We start from the raw sequence: 15,760 nt of genomic DNA, 5'->3' as shown, positions 1-15,760 counted from the left end.
GAACTTATATTTTTTTCGCCGTCTCTTTTGGGAGTGCATCTTTGTGAATAACGATGCTCAACGTTTTGTAACGAACAAAAGCTTCCGACGCATACCACACTCCATCGTAGGGCCCTGTTTTTCCCCACGAATTTTTCACCAGGTAATATTTGTTGCCGTTCTGATCGTTAGCAATGCCGTAAATATGCATGCCGTGATCGTCTGTAGTCTGATAGTTATCGTACGCCAACTGTCGCATTTCCTGCGTGATATTTTTTTCTTTCAGCACTTCAGAGCCCACCTTTCCGGCAATGGTTGAGCGTCTCTCACGTTCCGGCAAACCCAGCCATTTTGCCTGATCGGTCCCGGCATTTTCTGCTGCATTTTCATCAGGCACAATGGCTATACCCTGACGCGAAAACCCGCCTTCGCTCACATCCGATGCCCAGGCAACCGTATAACCCTTCATAATGGCATTATCGATGGCCGCCATCATTTCATCCACCGGCAGATTGTATGAATTTGCCCAACGCCAGTTGTCGGGCACTTCAAGGGGAAAAGATGCATAAAACGGATGATGCGTGAATGAAGTTATTGAAATGTAATCGTTCCGATCCAGCCCTAGAAAGTCTTTGAACGATTGCGGTGTGTAGGTCTTCCCGTTATAAGTGAACGAAGCGGGTTTTTCTTTCAGATAAGCATCCAGGATACCGCAAAATCCTTTGTTCCATACTGTTGAAACAGTATTGTTTCCGATGATTCCTTTCATATAGCTACTCAATACCTTGTCCATTTCACCGTGGTCGTGGCGTTCCGCTCTGTCGATCAAACCGGTATAAGCATCATCGGGAACAATTCCGTATTCATCGAGCGTTTCTATCACATCAGCAAACGATCCACCGGGTGCAAAATTCAGGTGTCCGTGTGTCCGTACATACTTCTCGGCTTTGTCTTCGTAGTTTCTTCTTACGATATACATCTCCGAGAGGTCGAATGTACCTTTTCCTTTCCGCAATAGTTCAGATTCCAGGAAGCTCACTCCCGAAAAGCTCCAGCAGGTGCTTGTGCTTGCCTGATTTTTTACCGATGTTATAGGGTTTTCTTTAACTACAGTAAATGTGTAAACTGATTTTTGGGAGAAAAGAGAAACCGAAATAAAAAGAGCAACAACAATTAAAGTTAACTTATGCATACGACAATTTTTTGGGTTGTAATAGTTGATGTACAAAGTTAACTTAAAAAGAGAGATGGGGCTTTATTTTTGGGGCAATAAATAGCTAAAAAAGCAAAAAAAACGTACCTTTGGCGAAGAATCGAAAACTGAATTTATATGAACGACCTACAACCCAAAAAGAGAAGAAGCAGGAAATGGTTCGGACGGTTTCTCGGAATCATCCTGATTGCGTTCACCATATTTGTATATGTGCGTTATTATTATGTTTTTGGCACGGGCGTTAAATCAGGTGAATTGAATTACCTGGTATATAAAGGGGTGATTTTCAAGACATACGAAGGGAAACTTATCCAGACCGGATTCAGGGCAGACAAACCGGGAGGACTACAATCCAACCAATTCGATTTTTCGGTAGAAAACAAGGAGATCGCCGAAAAGTTGATGCTCTCAAGCGGGAAGAACGTACAACTGCATTACAAGGAATTTTTTGCACCCATCCCCTGGCGCGGCTACACGAAGTTCATAGTTGACAGCATCATTTCCATCGAAGATCCCCACCCCGATCTCCAGCATGAGATTGCACCGTATGTTTTAGACACGATGTAACGAGGTAATGGCTAAAAAGAAATTCTATGTAGTTTGGCAGGGTGTTCAGCCGGGAATTTACTCGTCGTGGGACGAGTGCAAGGCACAGGTGACGGGTTTTGAACAGGCCCGGTACAAATCATTTGAAACGAAGGAAGAAGCAGATGCGGCTTTCAACGACAATCCCTGGAAGCACATCGGAAAAACAGGCCCCAAAAACCGGAAAATAGCCACGTCTCAAGAAAAGTATCTTACGGAAAGTATCGCGGTGGATGCTGCCTGCAGTGGAAATCCCGGATTAATGGAATACCGGGGTGTTTTTGTCGCAGACGGAGTTGAGATTTTTCACGTTGGACCCCTGAAAGACGGCACCAACAATATCGGCGAGTTTTTAGCTATCGTTCACGCACTGGCATTGTTGAAACATAAAAACAGCAAACTGCCGGTTTATTCCGATAGCGTGAATGCCATGAAGTGGGTGGTCAGAAAAAAGTGCAATACCAAGTTAGAAAAAACCAAGCATAACCAACCCATTTTCGAGCTTATCACCCGGGCCGAGAAGTGGTTATCGGAAAACACGTATGAAAACCCGGTTATCAAATGGGAAACCAACAACTGGGGGGAAATTCCGGCAGATTTTGGAAGAAAATAATCCAGCCAGCCAGCCGCCTCATCACCCGTCAATCCTCCTCTTCTTCCTCTTCTTCCGGATCAAAAGGCTTGGGCGCTTTTAGCGTTGGGAAAATACGGTGTATATTTTGTGCAATTTTTTCGGCAAACTCTTCGAGCTCCATATTCACTGCCTGGGCAGCCTGAGCATACACGTCACGGATATCCATAAAATCCTCATCGGTTTCGCAAAAAAGGCTTTCGATGGGAATAAGCTCCATAGATTCCACATTTATATCGTCACCTACTGAAAAGTAGAAACCTTCCCGAACCAGTCGCTTGGTCAGTTCCGGTTTACCCCGGTATCCGTGCAAAATCCACGGTTGGGCGGGGTTGGCTTCGTCGCGCACACGTAACAACTCTTCCCACGCTTTCACACAATGGATAATCAGCGGCTTTTCCAATTTTTCCGATAAGACGATGTGTTCCTTGAACACAGGGATCTGAACATCGAAGGAAGGGCCTTTCAGTTTATCCAAACCGGTTTCGCCGATGGCAACTATGCGTGGGTCTCCCACAATTTCTTTCAAGTAAATCATCTGATTTTCGCTGTCTTCGGAATACCAGGGATGGATTCCACAGGAAAAAGCATGGCGGTCGTTCGTTTCTTTGGCTACTTCAAACTCAAGGGGGTACACATCGAGGATACACGAGTGATAGGGATCATCGGTGTCCTCCAAAAGAATCTGGTGGGTGTGGACGTCGTATAGTTCCATATAAATTGTTTACTCTGCTTTCGGTTTGTCTTGCTGCTTTTTAGCCCTGGGTTCCGGCACCGGGTCATATCCCGATCCGCCCCATGGATTACAGCTTAAAATGCGTTTTGCAGACAAATACGTTCCTTTAAAAGGCCCGTGTTTTTTAAGCGCGTCTATGGTGTATTGCGAGCAAGTGGGCGTATACCGGCAACTGGGCGGCAAGAGTGGCGAAATGGCATACCGGTAAAAATAAACTGGTGCGAGAAGCAGGTGTGTAAGCATATTTTTTAAGAACTTCAGCATTCTTCCTTTTCCTCTTTTAGTTTATTCGATATCTCCCGCAGGGACCTGCACACGCTTTTTTCCACCTTGTCATAACCGGAAATCTCGTCTTTCACGTAAACAAATGCTATGTCAACCCGATGATTTTCCGTCAACAAATGGGATAGAAGCAAGCCTTTGTTTACCCGGTAAGCTTCTCTCACCAATCTTTTCATCCGATTGCGAGCTGTTGCCCGTTTCAATCTCTTTTTGGGTATACTTATCAGGACGGAAACAGTTTCTGGGGCAATACACTCGTATTCATAAAAGACCACCTTAAATGGATATACAAGAAAGGACCTGCCACGAGCAAAAAGAATTGAAATCCTTTTATTGCCGGTTACACGTTCCTCTTTTTTGAAAGTAAAACGTTGTCCTTCAACCATAGATAACAGCATTTCCTCCGAAAGCAATTATTGTTACAAAGATAGTTGTTTTTTGCAATTGATTGTATTGCTAAGGAAATAAAAAAATAGAAATTTAGCCTGTAGTTTAATTGTCCGACAGGCCAATCTAAAAATCAGGCGTGTTTTTTGTGATTTTCTTTCAGAAAAGCGTCAAGCGCCATACTCATCGACGGATATTCCGGCGTAGGAGCTTCACAATCGAGCCGTAACCCTTCGTCTAAGATAGCTTTTGCAGTGGTCGCACCAAAACAACCAATGCTCATATCACCCTGTTTAAAATCGGGAAAATTTTTCAATAAAGATTGTACACCGATGGGGCTAAAGAAGACAATCATATCGGTGTCGAGCACTTCACCTTCCTCATAATCATTACTCACCGTACGATACATAATACTTGGAGTAAACTTCAGCTTTTTTGAAGTCAGGTAATTCAGCACCTCTTCATTATGCTCTTCTGGAACCGGGACAAGCAGATTTTCCTTTGAGTGTTTGGTAAAAGCGGTGTTCAACCCTTCTATTTTTCCCGTCTGACTGAAAAATATTTTTCTTTTTCGATAAACAATGTATTTTTGCAGGTAAAGCGCCACGGTTTCGGATATACAAAAATACTTCATCGATTCAGGCATGGTTATTTTTTGCTCCTCGCAAAGGGAGAAGAAATTATCTATTGCCGTACGCGAGGTCATGACAATACCCGTGAAATCGAGTATGTTTATACGTTGATGACGAAATTCCTTCAGGGATACTCTCTCCACTTTTATAAAAGGCCTGAATTGGAATTCCACATGAAATTTTTCTCCCAATTCGAAATAAGGAGACTTTCCGTTACTGGGTTGAGGTTGTGATATAAGGACTCTTTTTACTTTGCGTACAGCCATAACGAATTAATTACCTGCGATATTTACTAAAGAAACCACCCCCTTGTAAAGCAGAAAAAAAGGGACGATTTCAATGGCGCAAAGGTACAAAAAATAATTAAGCAAACCCACTTTGTTTTTAGCAAAAACATTTAACAGGTTCCAGAAAACCACCATCATTATAATAAAAAAAATTATAATTAGTAAAAAAAGAGCTATTTTTGCATACCCCGGCACAAACACAAAGAACATTGCCGGAATAAAAATAAGCACTCCCATTAGTTCAACTACCCTGAAATACTTTTCTGTCCACTCACTTATACCCCATTCAATAAAAATATAACCTATCAACTTGTATACTAAATATTTTATACTGAGAAAAAGCAGAATACCGAGAAAAACAGCCAGAAAGACCAACACCATGTTTTTAACGGATAAGCCGGAAATACCTTTATCCCAAAAAAAAGTAAAAAAAACGACAGTTAAAATCAGGATGGTTTGAAAAATCAAAAAAAACTCGCTCCAGATTCCGGTTGTAGTAATCTCTTCCTTAAAGATTGTCCGTCTTCGCATTCCTCCCGAAAAGATATTTCTGAAGTTAGCCACCAACGTAAGGCCTTCTCTGTTAAACCAGAAAGCAACAATAACAAAACAGAATGTAAAGAAGAGAAAAAAAACGCTATGAACGGTTTGAGAAAAGGGAAGAAGCGCTCCGGAAAATCCCTCCGGCATTTGCCCCGATGAAACCGAGAAAGTAGAACTGTCGACATTAAAAAAAAGCCCGGTGTTATCTGTAGGAATATACTCAAACGACAAAAATCCGACCCGAATTGAATCGGATGATTGTCCAATAACGTCATCTACCGGTATTTGGGGAATTCTTTCGGGCACACCTTACAAATTTTCAACAAAATTACAATTCTTTTTTGTCATATTTGGTAAAAGAGGGGTTCCACGTCTCACCATTTTGCAGGTAATCAATCGCTTTTTCTGGTGAGTCAACAACCTGCCATAAATTACGATAATTGTGATGAAGAAATTTTTCGCAGATCATTTTATCAAACATCGCCAGTAAAGGATCGTAATAACCGTTTATATTGAGAATAACAACTGCATTTTTGTAGAGTCCCAACTGCTTCCACGTGAGAATCTCCGCTAACTCTTCCAATGTCCCGAATCCGCCTGGCAGCGCAACGGCAGCATCGGATTGCTTAGCCATCAAAAATTTACGCTCGTGCATCGATTCGGTAACAACCAGCTCCGATAACTGAGGATGGCACCACCCCGAATCGATCATAAATTGTGGAATAATCCCTTTTACTTTTCCCCCGTTCTCCAGCACACTATCGTTTACTGCCCCCATCAATCCCTGTTTTCCACCACCGGTTATACACGTGATGTTGTTATTTGCCAAGACTTTTCCCAATTGCCGGGCAATATCGAAATACGCTTCTCCAATGTGAGGACTCGAAGCGCAGTAAACAACCACCTCTCTGATATTTTTTTCAGATAAATTCCGTTTCATTTTTTATTATAACCCAAATTCTTTCTGAATTACATCCACATAATCCAGTTTTTCCCAGGTAAAAAGCTCGACTTCCTTGACGACTGTCTCCGGCATATAACGAGATTCAAATTTCTTCGTAACAATTTCCGGTTGACGGCCCATATGTCCGTAGGAAGCCGTTTCCAAATATATCGGATTACGAAGTTTCAACCGGTTCTCAATAGCCTTAGGACGCATATCGAACAGGGTTTTTACTTTTTCGGCGATTTCAGCATCAGCCATATCTACCCTACTCTTCCCGAAGGTATTCACATAAATGTTCATCGGATGTGCCACACCGATGGCGTACGAAACCTGTATCAATACTTCAGATGCCACTCCCGCAGCAACCAGGTTTTTGGCGATATGGCGTGCCGCATAAGCTGCTGAACGATCCACTTTAGACGGATCCTTCCCGGAAAATGCACCGCCGCCGTGCGACGCTTTCCCTCCGTAAGTATCCACGATGATTTTGCGTCCGGTCAATCCCGTATCTCCGTGCGGGCCACCGATAACGAATTTTCCGGTAGGATTTATGTGGTACTTTATCTTATCGTCGAAAAGTTTATGAATGTCCCGGGTATGTTTATACTTCTCACGGACACGCGGAATCAGAATCGTTTTCACATCATTGGCTATTTGTTGCTGCATGGCCGCATCCGCCTTTAAAACCGCCTCCCTTGTATTACTTTCGGGATAAATAAACTCATCGTGCTGAGTGGAAATCACGATTGTATCAATGCGGACAGGAGTTCCGTCCGGGGAATACTCAATGGTAACCTGCGATTTGGCATCGGGACGGAGGTAGGGCATCAGTTCCAGTTCGTTTTTCCGGATGTTAGCCAATTCGCGCAACAATGCGTGGCTCAAATCCAATGCCAACGGCATATAGTTATCGGTTTCCGCTGTTGCATAACCAAACATCATCCCCTGATCACCGGCGCCCTGGTCCATCGGGTCTGCTTTGCCGTCAACCCCCCGGTTTATGTCGTCGGATTGTTCGTGGATGCTCGAAAAAACACCACACGATTTAGCTTCAAACTGGTATTCGCTTTTGGTGTAGCCGATACCGGCAATAACCTTACGCGCCACCTCAGCAACATCCACATACGTATTTGATTTAACTTCACCGGCAAGAACAACCTGACCGGTTGTCACCAACGTTTCGCAAGCTACTTTCGAGTTAGGGTCATATGCCAGAAACTCGTCCAGCAAAGCATCCGATATCTGATCGGCTACTTTATCGGGGTGTCCCTCGGACACCGATTCGGAGGTAAAGAAATAATTCATTTTTTAAGATAAAAGGACCAAAATCAATATTGAGGATGCTAGGCTATTTGATTTTTAAACCATAAAAGTACTGTTATCCCAAACCTTTGATTATCGGCTTTGTGATTAATAAAATTTACGTAACCAGTCGGGAGAGAAAAGGAAGTGCATGCAAGAAAAAATAGCGAACAGCTGGGCGTTTTAGCATTTTTTTCTGTGGTTGCAAGCAGTTCAAATCTGTCCACACGATTATTTTCGGATGCAAAGATAGGAAATAATTGACAAATAGCGTGTTGCCAAAGGTTAAAAAGTATTATTTATAACAACACCCCCATCTTCACCAACTCTTCCTTCAGGTTCATTTCCGGAACAAGATGTATAGTCCTAAAGCCCAATAGTCTGGCAGTATCTATGTTGTGTGCATTATCATCGATAAACAACGTCTCTTCAGGGTCTATACTGAATCGATCCAATAAAATATAATACAATTTCGGGTCGGGTTTTACGATTTTCTCGTCACCCGAAACCACCATTCCTTTTAAATAGTTGAAGAATTCATACCGCTCCATGGCCACGGGAATGGTCTCGGCCGACCAGTTGGTCAGTCCGTAGGTGTTGTAATTTTTGCTCAGGAGCTTCACCAACCGGGAGTTTTCACTAATCTCACCACCCAGCATTTCTGCCCACCGGCCATAATACATCGCAATTTCATCCTTGTATTGAGGAAACTCCTGCTGCTTTTCAGCTGTTGCGAGTGCGACAGGACGGCCGGCATCCTGAAGGACGTTCCACGGATACGTGCAAACATTGTTCAGAAAATACTCCATCTCGGCACGGTCTTCAAAAATCTTACTGTAAAGATATACAGGATTCCAGTCGATTAACACTCCACCAAAATCGAAAACGATGTTTTTAATTTGCTCCATTGTTTTGCCTTAATTGCGATAAAATGCAAAAATAGTGCTTTTTCTTTACATCCAACGCTTTCTTCAAGTCCTAAAATTTCGGATAATTAGTTAAAGGAAGGATTCCCGTATGCTTCATCAAGGATATTTTCCTATTTTTGCACAACAAAAAAAAATGAGCTCACACAAAAAGACGGAATGAATGCATAAAAAAACTGTACTGCTGACACTTCTTGCCGTCCTAATGGTTTCCTGCGGAGTAAAAAAAACAACCGTAACGCCCAGTAAAAAACTCACAGGCACCGGACAGGAGGTCATCAATTATGGAATGCGGTACCTGAACAAACCGTACCGGTTTGCCGGAAAAGGGCCACATGCATTTGATTGTTCGGGCTTCACCTCATTTGTTTTCAGGGAGTTTGGGTACAGGCTGAGTACGAGTTCGGCAGGACAAGACCGACAGATGCCCAACATCAGGCAGCGAGAGCATCTACAGGTGGGTGATCTAGTCTTCTTCGAGGGACGTGCACGCAACGGTAGAGTCGGACACGTAGGTATCGTGAAAGAATTGCTTCCGGGCGGAGAGTTTCGCTTTCTCCACGCATCAACCACAAGTGGAGTTATTGTCTCTCTTTCCACCGAACCTTATTACGCATCCCGTTACCTGCGTGGCGGAAGAATCCTGCAAGAAAACAATGCGTTGGCTATAGCTGAAAAAGTTCCGCGAGAAAAGCCCAAACAGGTAAAAAAAGGCGACACCCGGAGAAATGCTTTCACCTCGGCTAAAGCCAAGGAACAGGTTTTAATCGAAGCACCTAAGACAAAAAGCGAAAAAGAGACAGCTGACATCCCGCAAAATCCCGAAACAAAGGAACTTATTGTTCATTCCCGCCCTGTAAATCAATTGCTCACCGACTTACCCAAAAACAAACAGGAGCAGAAAGAAATCATAAAGCCGGCAGTTCAGACAATGGTGCGTCCCGATACAATTTCCGTCCCGGAACCCGCTGAAACAAAAATCATTGAAAATGAACCTATTACACACCCGGTAAAACCGGGTGAAACACTTTACTCCATCTCCCGGAAATACAACTGCTCCGTAGCGCAACTAAGGGACTGGAATCCACAGCTTGGAACGGTTTTAAAGCCGGGTGAAAAACTTGTCATCAGGCCCTGAACAACGGGTGACTCCAGATTTCAGCAGGACAAATGTTTTGGCTAATGGCGAATTTTGCGTATTTTTGCACCCTGAAAAAAGGTAAAAACCAATTCAATCATTCAATCTCAAAAAATATGATAACTGCAGACCAACTTAAAAATGTGTTGGAGCGCGAGCAAGCGCTGAGGGGGTATCTTTGACATCGATGCAAAGACTATCCAACTCGAAGAAGAAGAACTGAAGACACAAGCTCCCGATTTCTGGAACGACAATAAAGCTGCCGAAGCCCAGATGAAAATCGTGCGTGAACTGAAAGGCTGGCTCAATGCCTACGACAAGGTAAAATCGGCCACCGAGGAGTTACAATTGGCATTCGATTTTGTTAAAGAAGGCATAGTCAGCGAAGAAGAGGTAGACACCAATTACGGCCGGGCACTCGAACTGATCGAAAACCTGGAGCTGAAAAACATGCTCCGTCGCGAAGAGGATCAATTGGGTGCGGTATTGAAAATAAACGCCGGAGCCGGCGGGACCGAAAGCCAGGACTGGGCGTCGATGTTGTTCCGCATGTATCAGCGCTGGTGCGAAAGCAAAGGGTACAAAACTACTGTAACCAACTGGCAGGACGGCGACGACGCCGGTATAAAAACAGCCACCCTACAAGTGGAAGGCGACATTGCCTATGGCTTTCTTAAAAGCGAGAACGGTGTACATCGGCTGGTCAGGGTTTCCCCATACAACGCGCAGGGCAAGCGCATGACGTCGTTTGCATCGGTCTTTGTGGTACCATTGGTGGATGATAGCATCGAAATTTACGTAAACCCGGCCAATATTTCCTGGGATACCTTCCGATCATCGGGAGCAGGCGGACAAAACGTAAACAAGGTAGAAACCGGTGTACGGCTACATTACCTCTACAAGGATCCGGACACAGGCGAGGAGCAGGAAATTGTTATCGAGAATACCGAGAGTCGCTCACAAATGGGAAACCGTGAGAACGCCATGCGGTTGCTAAAGTCACAACTCTATGAAATCGAACTCGAAAAACGCCGGACGGCACAAGCACAAATCGAAGCAGGAAAAAAGAAAATAGAATGGGGTTCACAAATCCGCAGTTATGTCTTCGACGACCGGCGGGTAAAAGATCACCGCACCAATTACCAGACTTCAGACGTCACCGGCGTAATGGACGGCGACCTGGATGATTTCATCAAAGCATACCTTATGGAGTTTGGAGGGGAAGCGTAAAACGATTGGACTACAGATCATATATTTCCTTCTCAATAGAGAGCCCAAAAAGGGCGAAATCGTATTTTACAGGATCACATGCATCCAATAGTCGGAGGTTTTCGGAGAGTTCCACAGCTGTTCTCCAGTCTGTTTGCCGCCGTGTGACTAAACCCAGGCGACGAGCTGTTCTGTCCACATGCAGGTCAACGGGACAAATCAGCACTGCCGGTTGAATCCTTTTCCATAAACCGAAATCCACACCTTTTCCATCGCAACGCACCATCCAGCGAAGGAACATATTGAGCCGCTTGCAGGTTGAATTTCTTTCCGGGGATGCCACGTGTTTCCGGGTGCGTCCGGGTGCATCGGGAGCATTGAAGAAGTATTGCCCGAAATGAATCAACGCACCCTCCATGTCCGTAAACCCGGTTTCAGGGAGAAAGGCTTCTTCCAGGCTTTCACTCTCTTTATAATGCCGGTGTAGAAAATCCACGAACCAGAGTAAATCGGTATCGTTAAATGTACGGTGCCTGAATCCCAGCAGCTGTTTCAAATCGGATTCGGAATGGTGCAAAATAAATTCGTGGGGCTTGCCGTTGAATCGCCGTGCCAGCTCCATGGATTTCTGAATAATCGTTTTCCGTTGTCCCCAAGCGAACGTAGCGGCAAAAAAGCCCATAATTTCAATGTCCTGCTTCAAGGTGAACTGGTGCGGCACAAAGATTGGATCGTTTTCAATAAATGATGTCCTGTTGTAAAAGTCGGCCTTCCGGTCGAGGAAATCTTTCAGGTTCTTCTGTAAAATAAGCATGTGCATCGGAATAAAACACCACAAAAGTAATCTTATTTATTAAAAACGTCTTAAATTTGCAACGGTCAATCTTAATTACGAACAGTATGCCCATACCTAAAAATATTCAAACAATCCTCATTCCATTCCTGTTATCACTCCTTACTTCTTCCGGTTTTGCCCAGATAAGCCACGGCGGGCGACCGCTACCTGTAAATGCCAGTGCATATACCCGAAACCTGCAAAGACTGGAGACTCCCTTTGTTGAAATGCCATCGTTTGATGTTCAGCAAGCGATGCTACGCTCAGAAGCCGAAGGCAAAAAGTTTAAAAGCCTGGAGTTTGCCCACAAATTTCACGTATTTCTTCGTCCCGATAACTCAGGTGTCACTTTCAATACGTTAGACAACAGAAAAATATGGCGGGTGGGGATCCGGTCGAGAAAAGCATACTCCCTGAATATTCTTTTTTCGAAATTCCGTTTACCCGAAGGAGCGAACGTGTTTGTGTACAACGCCGACCAATCTGAGGTCTTGGGATCATACACCCAGGAAAACAATACCGAATTAAACCTCCTTCCCGTCCAGCCCATCGCCGGTGATGAGATCATCGTGGAGTACCAGGAGCCGTTGGATGCCGCTTTTAAAGGAGAGATAGAGATCGGAGAAGTGAATCACGATTTCCGCGGACTGTTTAGAACAACGGAACCCAGAGATCCCCGGCAGTCCTGCCATCCCAACCTGGTCTGTTACCCCGAAGATGTTCAGCCCGGCAGTGGCGTAGTGGCTCTTATTATCAATGGAACCACTTATTGCACCGGATCGCTCGTGAATAATTCGACTGAAGACGGATCTCCATACCTGCTAACGGCTACACATTGTATCAACAGAGACTACGACCCCGCCTTTTTGGCAAACCGCAGGTACGATATGGTCGCAGGAAGCATCGTGGCCTTTTTCGCCTATCAATCTCCGGTTTGTGATAAAGAAATACGTGGGCCGTTACAAATGACCATGGCTTCTGCCGATTCGGTCCTAATCAGTGAACGATACGACATCTCCCTGTTGAAATTCAAGCAAACTCCCCCGAAAGAATACCAGCCTTATTATTTAGGATGGAACGTCAGCGCTTCTCCCCAACCTCCTTTTCACGGAATCCATCATCCGAATGGAGGTACAAAGAAGGTAGCCATTGAAAATGATCCATTGGCAATTGGCTCTTTCGATGACCCGAGATACAACATGGAACCCAACGGGCACTGGGCTGTTCGCGCATGGGATATGGCCGCAACGGAAGAGGGATCGTCGGGCTCTCCCTTGCTGGACAAGGAGAAAAGAGTCCTGGGGGCACTTACTGGCGGTGAGTCGCAATGCTCGTCTCCCCCAGGCCCTGATGTCTACTCATCGTTATACAAGGCATGGAACATTACCGGTTCGTTAGGAAATCCGAATTCATTGAAAAGTTATCTGGACCCGGGAAACTCCCAGTTTCAACAAATTGACGGATTCAATCCCTACCTGAACCAACCCTACACCCGGAGTTCCAATTATGTGGCCACCGATTCCGTTATTCAATCGTACTACAACTCTGTGCCGATGTTTGCGACAAACAACACGTTTGGATATAACGAGTTTGCTGAAGAATTTTACGCATCCACACCCGCCCGGCTCAATGGTGTTTTTGTTACTTCTCCCATCACAAACAACATTCAAAACCTAAACATTCGGATCAAAATCTATGCTGACAACAACGGATCGCCCGGTACACTCCTGCACGAAACATCGCTCAGCTATTCGTTCCGTTATTATCAGGCTGGAAATTTCTACGAAACTTACCGCGATATGAGGAACAACGTAGAAAACTACGTAAAGTTCTCTGATCCAGTGGAAGTGTCCGAAAAGTTTTTTATCTCATACACCGATGTAAGCCCGGTACCCAATGGATTTTCCCTGCTGAATGTACAACCCAGGAAAATTGGATCGGGAATCGTATCCACTGCGTGGATGAAAAATGCAACGGGCTGGGTAAGGTCTTCCGAGAACATCGAAAATCCCATCAACACTTCGTTGCTGATTACCCCCTACGTGATTGGTACAGGACTGACTGCCCCGGATGATCCTTCACAAAAAGAAACAGAGATAAAAGCCTACTACAACAAAGCGGTAAACAGAATTTTTATTGAATCAAACAAAGATCTGATCGCGTGGGAAATTTTCTATGTATCAGGACAAAAAGTCTTTGAAGAAAAGGCCGAAAGCAGTATCAACAGAGCCTCCTTCTCCGTTGGTCATTTGGCCAAAGGGGTTTATATCGTAAAAGTGAATGTTGACGGAATAAATAAAAGCTTAAAGGTGTTGGTAAGATAACCGGATTTTACTCACTCCTCCTCTTCGGAGTAGTTTTCCACCAATACATCGCGGTAGTAATTAAAAACAGATGATTGTGAGAGAATTCCCTTGTAAATTCCATTGTCATCAACAACCGGTAAGTTCCATGCTTTAGTATCTTCGAAAGTATTCATCACTTTCTCCATCGGAGTGTCGATCTTGATCTCTGCCGGCGAACCTACCATAAATTTCTTCACCTTGAAAGTATCGTAAAGCTCCGGACGAAACATAATATTCCGGATATCGTTCAACAACACAAGCCCTTGTAGTGTTCCATCATCGTTCACCACCGGAAAGATATTTCTCTGGCTGCTTGATATCACTTTTACCATATCGCCTAACGTCATCTCGGGATGAACAATAGGGATATTGGTTTCCAGCATATCCTCGACCTTCAGGAAAGTGAGGACTGCTTTATCCTTATGGTGCGTGATCAGTTCACCTCTTTTCGCCAGACGCATTGCGTAAATATTGTGTTTTTCAAAAACTACTATGGTCGCATAAGAGCAAATAGAGACAATCATCAGCGGTAGAAACAGCTCATACCCTCCCGTAAGTTCAGCGATGAGAAACGTTCCGGTAAGCGGTGCATGCATTACTCCGGCCATCACCCCAGCCATCCCCATCAGTGCAAAATTTTCCTGCGGAAGATAAGTCACTAATCCCAGTTCGTTCATCGTATAAGAATAGATAAAGCCCAAAATACAACCCATAAACAACGTGGGCGCAAAGACTCCTCCGGTACCTCCTCCACCGTTGGTAGCACTGGTTGCAAAGGTTTTAAAGAATAATATCAATCCTAGAAAAACAACTATTCCCCACCGGTTTTGGGCGTTATAAAAGAAACTACCGTTTAACAGTTCATTGAATTTATGGCCTCCGGCCAGGAGCGTCTCAATGGAATTATATCCTTCTCCAAACAAAGGCGGAAACAGAAAAATAAGTATACTGAGGGAGACACCGCCCAAAGCAAACCGTGTCCAGGGTTTCAGCCTGGAAAATACATCCTCGCTCCAGCTCATGGTTCGGGTGACCTAAAGCGAGAGAAACCCACAAATAATCCCCAACAGTATTACATAAGGAATCCGCTGAAGGGTAAAAGCTTCCACCTGTGAGTAGGCAAACATCGCATCCGTCCCGGTAAGGATATACGATATGGTAGTGGCCGTAACAGCGGTTACCAACAAAGGAAGTATAGACGATAACGTTAAATCAAGCAAAAGCACCTCAATCACAAAAAGAATTCCCGCAATAGGAGCCTTGAATATTCCGGCTATGGCGCCCGCAGCCCCACAACCTACAAGCAACATCAGGTTCCGCTGATCGAGTTTAAAAAATCGCCCCACATTCGATCCGATAGCCGATCCTGTTAACACAATAGGAGCCTCCGCTCCTACCGATCCGCCAAAACCAATAGTGATGGAACTTGCTACCAGCGAGGTGTACATGTTGTGAGGTTTGATCCGGCTTTTTCGTTGTGAGATAGAGAAAAGAATTTTTGTTACTCCGTGGCTGATATCGTCTTTGACCCAATACTTGACAAATAATCCGGCCAGCAAAATCCCGATGATAGGATAAACCAGGTACAAATAATTGGCTCCGGTTTGCGAAAAATTATTCGTAAGGAACAACTCTACAAAATGGATGGACAATTTCAGCAAATAAGCTGCCAGTGCGGTAAGAATACCTACAATAAAACAGGCAAACAGCAAGAAATGGCGTTCCTTGATGTTTATCTTCCTCCAATTATGTATTTTATTGTATATTTCACTGACAATCATACT

General features: G+C 44.4%; 15 protein-coding genes and 1 pseudogene. 5 read left to right on the top strand and 11 right to left on the bottom strand.

Annotated elements, in window-relative coordinates:
- Nucleotides 1-4 precede the first annotated feature (4 nt).
- Nucleotides 5-1,171, bottom strand: coding sequence for a C1 family peptidase (locus tag AACM02_RS05275; RefSeq protein ID WP_339116283.1), 1,167 nt, complete (start codon nucleotides 1,169-1,171; stop codon nucleotides 5-7).
- A 138-nt stretch (nucleotides 1,172-1,309) separates the two neighbouring features.
- Here AACM02_RS05275 and AACM02_RS05270 point away from each other — a divergent pair, with 138 nt between their 5' ends.
- Both AACM02_RS05270 and AACM02_RS05265 read left to right on the top strand, forming a co-directional pair.
- Complete coding sequence (locus AACM02_RS05270) at nucleotides 1,310-1,759, top strand: hypothetical protein (RefSeq protein ID WP_339116282.1); 450 nt, start codon at nucleotides 1,310-1,312, stop codon at nucleotides 1,757-1,759.
- A 7-nt stretch (nucleotides 1,760-1,766) separates the two neighbouring features.
- Nucleotides 1,767-2,390 (top strand): ribonuclease H family protein, encoded by a 624-nt coding sequence (locus AACM02_RS05265; protein WP_332456493.1) that lies wholly within the window; start codon nucleotides 1,767-1,769, stop codon nucleotides 2,388-2,390.
- A gap of 28 nt (nucleotides 2,391-2,418) precedes the next feature.
- Here the strand turns inward: AACM02_RS05265 and AACM02_RS05260 are convergent, their stop codons facing one another.
- The 8 genes from AACM02_RS05260 to AACM02_RS05225 all read right to left on the bottom strand — a co-directional run bounded on the left by AACM02_RS05260 (nucleotide 2,419) and on the right by AACM02_RS05225 (nucleotide 8,431).
- On the bottom strand, nucleotides 2,419-3,123 hold the full coding sequence (locus tag AACM02_RS05260; protein ID WP_339116281.1) for a TatD family hydrolase: 705 nt from the start codon (nucleotides 3,121-3,123) through the stop codon (nucleotides 2,419-2,421).
- A gap of 9 nt (nucleotides 3,124-3,132) precedes the next feature.
- A complete protein-coding gene (yidD, locus tag AACM02_RS05255; RefSeq protein ID WP_332456495.1) occupies nucleotides 3,133-3,408 on the bottom strand; it encodes a membrane protein insertion efficiency factor YidD in 276 nt (91 codons plus the stop codon).
- Entirely contained in the window at nucleotides 3,402-3,812 is a 411-nt protein-coding gene (locus AACM02_RS05250; protein ID WP_332456497.1) for a ribonuclease P protein component, read from the bottom strand. Before AACM02_RS05250 ends, yidD begins: the two co-directional genes overlap by 7 nt.
- A 134-nt stretch (nucleotides 3,813-3,946) precedes the next feature.
- Nucleotides 3,947-4,711 (bottom strand): uroporphyrinogen-III synthase, encoded by a 765-nt coding sequence (locus AACM02_RS05245; protein ID WP_339116280.1) that lies wholly within the window; start codon nucleotides 4,709-4,711, stop codon nucleotides 3,947-3,949.
- Nucleotides 4,712-4,717: 6 nt separating this feature from the next.
- Entirely contained in the window at nucleotides 4,718-5,581 is an 864-nt protein-coding gene (locus AACM02_RS05240; RefSeq protein WP_339116279.1) for a DUF4271 domain-containing protein, read from the bottom strand.
- 22 nt (nucleotides 5,582-5,603) lie between these two features.
- Complete coding sequence (locus tag AACM02_RS05235; protein WP_339116278.1) at nucleotides 5,604-6,215, bottom strand: TIGR00730 family Rossman fold protein; 612 nt, start codon at nucleotides 6,213-6,215, stop codon at nucleotides 5,604-5,606.
- Nucleotides 6,216-6,221: 6 nt separating this feature from the next.
- Complete coding sequence (gene metK / locus AACM02_RS05230) at nucleotides 6,222-7,526, bottom strand: methionine adenosyltransferase (protein ID WP_332456501.1); 1,305 nt, start codon at nucleotides 7,524-7,526, stop codon at nucleotides 6,222-6,224.
- Nucleotides 7,527-7,822: 296 nt separating this feature from the next.
- Nucleotides 7,823-8,431 (bottom strand): HAD family phosphatase, encoded by a 609-nt coding sequence (locus tag AACM02_RS05225; protein WP_332456502.1) that lies wholly within the window; start codon nucleotides 8,429-8,431, stop codon nucleotides 7,823-7,825.
- Nucleotides 8,432-8,612: 181 nt separating this feature from the next.
- Between AACM02_RS05225 and AACM02_RS05220 the strand changes: the two genes are divergently transcribed.
- Together AACM02_RS05220 and prfB are read left to right on the top strand one after the other, a co-directional pair.
- Complete coding sequence (locus AACM02_RS05220; RefSeq protein ID WP_339116277.1) at nucleotides 8,613-9,587, top strand: NlpC/P60 family protein; 975 nt, start codon at nucleotides 8,613-8,615, stop codon at nucleotides 9,585-9,587.
- A gap of 116 nt (nucleotides 9,588-9,703) precedes the next feature.
- Nucleotides 9,704-10,817 (top strand): peptide chain release factor 2 gene (prfB, locus tag AACM02_RS05215; RefSeq protein ID WP_332456505.1). Its coding sequence is split into 2 segments (ribosomal slippage): nucleotides 9,704-9,766 and nucleotides 9,768-10,817, totalling 1,113 coding nucleotides; the frame shifts between segments, so codons are not numbered across the junction.
- A gap of 10 nt (nucleotides 10,818-10,827) precedes the next feature.
- Here the strand turns inward: prfB and AACM02_RS05210 are convergent.
- Nucleotides 10,828-11,610 (bottom strand): TIGR02757 family protein, encoded by a 783-nt coding sequence (locus AACM02_RS05210; protein ID WP_339116276.1) that lies wholly within the window; start codon nucleotides 11,608-11,610, stop codon nucleotides 10,828-10,830.
- An 86-nt stretch (nucleotides 11,611-11,696) separates the two neighbouring features.
- Between AACM02_RS05210 and AACM02_RS05205 the strand changes: the two genes are divergently transcribed.
- The gene (locus AACM02_RS05205) at nucleotides 11,697-13,955 is read left to right on the top strand and encodes a trypsin-like serine protease (RefSeq protein ID WP_339116275.1); all 2,259 of its coding nucleotides are present in this window, start codon (nucleotides 11,697-11,699) and stop codon (nucleotides 13,953-13,955) included.
- Between the two features lie 11 nt (nucleotides 13,956-13,966).
- On the opposite strand, the pseudogene AACM02_RS05200 reads toward AACM02_RS05205, so the two are convergent.
- A pseudogene (locus AACM02_RS05200) lies at nucleotides 13,967-15,757 on the bottom strand (chloride channel protein).
- Nucleotides 15,758-15,760: the final 3 nt, after the last annotated feature.

It is taken from the genome of Petrimonas sp., from assembly GCF_963921705.1.
In the GTDB taxonomy this organism is placed as follows: domain Bacteria; phylum Bacteroidota; class Bacteroidia; order Bacteroidales; family Dysgonomonadaceae; genus Petrimonas; species Petrimonas sulfuriphila.
This window is presented reverse-complemented; position numbering and strand designations above follow the sequence as displayed.